This is a genomic window from Streptomyces sp. NRRL B-1347, assembly GCF_000720325.1.
Taxonomy (GTDB): Bacteria; Actinomycetota; Actinomycetes; order Streptomycetales; family Streptomycetaceae; genus Streptomyces.
Genome location: NZ_JOJM01000167.1, coordinates 1 through 4304 on the forward strand (window position 1 = coordinate 1; position 4304 = coordinate 4304).

At 61.6% G+C, this 4304-nt stretch carries 5 protein-coding genes; all 5 read right to left on the reverse strand.

The window, feature by feature from the left end; genetic code table 11:
• Positions 1 to 216: 216 nt before the first annotated feature.
• Genes IG74_RS0144015 through IG74_RS48585 form a run of 5 tightly spaced genes read right to left on the reverse strand, consistent with a single transcriptional unit; the run spans position 217 to position 4042 of the window.
• Positions 217 to 462 (reverse strand): MoaD/ThiS family protein, encoded by a 246-nt coding sequence (locus tag IG74_RS0144015; protein WP_051856711.1) that lies wholly within the window; start codon positions 460 to 462, stop codon positions 217 to 219.
• Positions 463 to 485: 23 nt separating this feature from the next.
• A complete protein-coding gene (locus IG74_RS0144020; RefSeq protein ID WP_030689323.1) occupies positions 486 to 1646 on the reverse strand; it encodes an acyl-CoA dehydrogenase family protein in 1161 nt (386 codons plus the stop codon).
• Entirely contained in the window at positions 1643 to 2470 is an 828-nt protein-coding gene (locus IG74_RS52600; RefSeq protein WP_158858100.1) for a hypothetical protein, read from the reverse strand. The genes IG74_RS0144020 and IG74_RS52600 overlap by 4 nt, the downstream gene beginning before the upstream one ends.
• An 11-nt stretch (positions 2471 to 2481) precedes the next feature.
• Complete coding sequence (locus IG74_RS48580; protein ID WP_234334672.1) at positions 2482 to 3255, reverse strand: methyltransferase domain-containing protein; 774 nt, start codon at positions 3253 to 3255, stop codon at positions 2482 to 2484.
• A 46-nt stretch (positions 3256 to 3301) separates the two neighbouring features.
• Positions 3302 to 4042 carry a class I SAM-dependent methyltransferase gene (locus IG74_RS48585; protein WP_051856715.1) on the reverse strand — a complete coding sequence of 247 codons (741 nt, stop codon included), beginning with the start codon at positions 4040 to 4042 and terminating at the stop codon, positions 3302 to 3304.
• Between the last annotated feature and the right edge of the window lie 262 nt (positions 4043 to 4304).

The window sequence follows — 4304 nt, forward strand, 5'->3', positions numbered from 1 at the left end:
CCCTCGATCATGTGAGCCTCAACAACCCACATGATCACCGACCTCTACGCCCGCCCACCCGCACAAACGCCCCTCAACCACAACTTTGCCGAAGCCCTGCCGCATCGGCACCGCCGTCCAGGCCATCCACACGCTGATGACCTGCGATTATTCAGGATGAAAACGGCTCCTGGATGCGCCCCCCCGTCGTCCCAAAGGGGCGAGGCTCATAGGCATTCAGCGGTTACCCCCTGCGATAGCCGTGATCACTTCGAGTGTGTCGCCTTCATGGACGGGATTTCCGAGGTCGGTGTTGGCGACCTGATCGCCGTTGAGGAACAGTCGGTGAACCGCGCTCACCTGGCCATCCGCGCTGAACAGAACGGGACGGAGGCCGGGATATTCTGAGCACAGGCTGTCGAGAGCGGCGTTGAGGGTGGGCGCGTTGCAGTCGATGGCCTTCTGGTAGTCGACGTATCGCAACAGGACTCCTGAGAAATGGACTTTCATTGGGTTCCCCGTCCTCTCTGTCTCGCTGGTGACTGGGGTGTGAAGTGTGCTGCACCGAGGTCGATGAGAACCTTGTCTTGGGGGTTTCCCCCGGCCAGAAGCCCGGACAGGTCGCGCAGGTGCCGCTCATAGGCCGTTTCGCGCAGGAAGCCGGTGGTGCCAGAGAGCTGCTGCGCTTTAGTAATGAGACGGATGCCGTATTCGCCCACGGTGAACTTGGCGACCCAGGCGAGTGGCGCCCATAGACCCCCTACAGGATCGATGGTGAGCCAGGCACGGTAGAGGGCGGAACGGCAGGTCTCTACGTCGACGTACATGTGGCCCAGCATGCTCTGCACGTTAAGGAATTCGCCGAGCGGGGTGCCATGGCGCTCTGTACTGCTCAGACGCTGTGCGCAGTCGTGCAGGATGCTTCGCAGACGTCCGGTAGGCCCTGCGGCAAAGAAACTGACTTGACCGTTTATGATCCGCTGGGCGTGTGCGAGTCCGTCCAGGTCGATAATCCGTGCTGCAGGCACCACCATATCCCGAGCCTGTATGCGGCCGAATCCCGCTGCGCGAAAACCTGCGACATCGATGGGCTCGATGCTGACTCCCGGGTCGCGCTTGTCCAGGACGAAGGCAACGAGGGCACCCGTTTCATCGACAGCGTAGGTGATGAACGCGTCAAACAGTAGGGCTCCTGCCACGATTGACTTACTCAAATTCACGGTAGCGAAATCACCGCGACGGGAGATCGTACTGTGGGCTGAAAAGGGATCCTGTTCTTCAGTGTAGGCGAAGCCGAGAAAGAGATCTCCTCGGGCAGCAGGCTCGGCGTACTCCTCGATCAGTTCCGATCGGCCACTGTCAAAGACATGGACGGCAGTGGCGGCGGCGAGGTAGGTGAGGAGAGGGAAGGATAGGTCCGTGCAGCGATAGCCGAGGTGCTCCACTGTCAGTCCCCAGCGCAGCGGGTCGAATCCCCTGCCCCTCAGGTCGGTGGGCAGCGCGTACTGGAACAGCCCTCTGGTGATGGCTTCTCTGATCAGTTCCGTGGCGATCGGTGTGCCGTCGACGTCGCGTTGGCTCGCTCCGGGGTTGATCTTTTCCGTGAGAAAGTCGAGTAGACAATCGTCGCATTCGTCGGCGACTTCACGGACGATGTGCTCGATCACCGATACTCCAAGGTTTCGATCGCGGCTGCTCTTGCCGCTCCGTCTGGGCCACTGATGTGATGGACAAAGGACAGCTCGTCGCCGTCGATGTATGACGAGGTTGTAATGGTGGCTGAATCGAGCAAAAAGAGCGGTCGAGTGAGCCGGAATTCCACACTGCGCAGGGGGCGCCGCAGGCCGTCCCGCACAATTGGGTACTCTGTTCCGCACTTTTCGATCATGGTTTCACGAGCCGCACAAAGATGTCCAGGGATATCCACGAAGCACCATTGGTCGGCGACTTCGCATAAGTGACGATTGACCGTCAGGTGGAATATGCTTTCCAGCACGGGGGTGCGGTCTCGAGTGAGGCTTTTCAGGCTCTTGCTGAAGTGGCCAGGAGACCAGGCCTCAGGCTGTTCTTCCTTGGTGAACAGTGCGGAAAAACTGTCTGGGAAGGTTCCAGGAACCCCGGTCAGGGATTCGCTCCCGTCCAACAGAAGGCAGCGGGAAAGAAATGACACTAGGGCAACCGACGTATCATCGGACCGTATCTCGGCTGTGGTTTCCAGCATCGTTCGATCACGAAGCAGGCGCGTGTATGTCGTGAGGTCGAAATGGTTACCGTCGAAAAATCCAAACGGGGACAGGTACCGCAACCGGAAGCCGACGACAGGGAATGATACCCGGTAGTCACGGAGTATCGAAGGAAAAGGAGTGGCATGATCGGCAAGCCACCGTGTCCACCCCATAAATAGCAACGATGCGGCGGCTCGCGGTTGTAGCTGCAAAGGGCTGAACATTCCGGTGTCGTAATGGATGGAAAGACGGCTCGCTCGTTCCATGATGTCATCCTTCAACTGGGCTTGATGCCGACGGCGATGAAGTGGGGAAGCGCGCAAGTAAAGACTCCCTTGTCACGCGCCGAGCGCAACATGCTCAACCAAGATTCGGACTGTCCCCGAGATAGCAAGCCCTGTTGCTCGCCCCAGAAGGCGCAGTCGCGGAACTCCACCATCATGTCGATCAAGTCGTAGTCGCAGATCTGTGGTTGGATCTCGATCAGAACCGGGGTGAGTCCCGCAGAGCGAAGTAGAGAAGGCAGCATTCTGCCGGCTTGCGGAGTGGCGAAGTTGCGCGCGGTGAACCCCGTGAGGAGTCGGTCGGTGACGGACTGATCCGGATGATGGAGGGCGAGCCCGCCCCAGTCGGGCTCAGTGAGCACGACCCTCCCCTTGGGAACCACGGCCCGTGCCATCTCCACAACCGTACGATGCGGCTGGGCGTCGTGGAGGAGTAACCGCTCGCAACGTACTGCTGCGATGGAGGCGTTGGCGAATGGCAGGCAGTGAGAGTGCGCGCGCACCAAGGTCACCGGGGTTGAAGGAGCTAGCCGGGTGCGCGCCAGAGCTAGCATGCCGGCGTTGGCGTCGACGCCGAAGACGTGGCCTGCGGGACCAACCAGTGAGGCGAGAGGCGTGAGGTCGTGGCCTGCGCCGCAACCGAGGTCGAGCACCGTGGCCGGGGATGCGGCAGCGAGCAGGTCAAGGGACCTGTTCTTGACCGCGCGGACCCCAGGGTCGGCGGCGAAGTGGTCCAGATAGGCGCCCAGGACCGGTGCTGCCGTCACGTCGTCCAAGGCAGCAAAGAGGCTGCTGTTCGGGTACGCCGCATCCTCAACCACGATAGCCTCGGATCACCACCATCGAAGCTGGCGCTTCGAGCAAGCCGCCGTGCATCCATGGGCTGGCCAGGGAATACAGCTGCGCCTCGAAGCGAGCCCGGGGGGCCGGCGCAAGTGCGCGTATCTCGGGTCCTGCGGCTGAGAACAGGAGCAGCCAGAGCAGATCGTCCGTCCCTTTAGGCAATCCGAACATCACTGGTGCAGCACTGCATTTGACCTCCACAAGACCAGCCTCGGACATCAGGTGCTCGATGGGGTTACGGGCCAACTCGTCCCAGACCGCCACCAGAATCCAGCCCCCCGGCCGGACGATCCGGGCCATCTCCCGCAGTGCCCTGCCAGGGTCAGCCACGAACTGCAGCACATGCTGGCACGTGGCAAGATCGAATTGGCTGTTGCCGAACGGCAACGACTCGGCTGGGGCCTGAACATAGTGGATGGGCACGCTCCCGACAGCGGTGCTGCGGGCGTGTGCTACCTCAAGCATGGCCGCACTCACATCGACAGCCGCCACTGCACTCAAGTCGGGCCACAACTGCGCCACCCGCTTCGCCACCGCCCCGGTGCCCGTCCCCACATCCACCACCGACCGCACCTTGCCCGGTGGCAGTGCGTCGAGCAGCACGCCCGCACAGCGGTTGAAAACACCAGGCACCAATACCTTCTCGTACACCACCGCCTGGTCTACCGGGGTCAGGACAAACCGATCGGACCACGTCGTTGACTCGTCCATCGTCTGCCTTTCGGGATCATCCTGTCGCCTCAGGCACTGGGAAGGTCGACCCATGTGCCGACGACTTGGCAGTCGGGGCCTGCGCCGTGGCCGTCCGCGTACACCAGCGCGGGGGCATCCGAGTTTCTCCACCAGATCCTGCCCGGACTCGCTGCAGGAGAGACGGGAGTGTCCAATAGACGGCGGATCCGATGATCAAGGAGACGCCTGATGAGTGAGACCATCACCGAGCACGAGGCCGTCGAGGAGCCGGTCGCTGAGC